At 47.2% G+C, this 248-nt stretch carries 1 protein-coding gene; it reads left to right on the forward strand.

The annotated features are described in order from the left end of the window. A partial coding sequence (locus tag O4G76_RS21270; RefSeq protein ID WP_269399079.1) for a hypothetical protein occupies positions 1–248 on the forward strand: 248 nt, incomplete at both ends.

Below are 248 nucleotides of genomic sequence, written 5' to 3' on the forward strand. Positions count from 1 at the left end.
ATTAATAACATGACACTTGGAATAGATGTGCTTAGGGGTGAAAAATACGAAGAGACCGTCTATGAAGTGTTGTATTCCGAGCTGGTAGACCAATGCGAACGCACAGGTTTACCCCTAGCGACTATAGATTTACATCTCAAAGCAACAGCATTCAATCGAAGCTATCACCCAGTAGAAAGGGCACTGCATGGGAAGCACTGGGACGGCGTAGAGCGTGTCCAACGTGTCCTGGATTGCTTGCCTTGCTC

The sequence above is a fragment of the Limimaricola sp. G21655-S1 genome (assembly GCF_027213785.1).
In the GTDB taxonomy this organism is placed as follows: domain Bacteria; phylum Pseudomonadota; class Alphaproteobacteria; order Rhodobacterales; family Rhodobacteraceae; genus Limimaricola.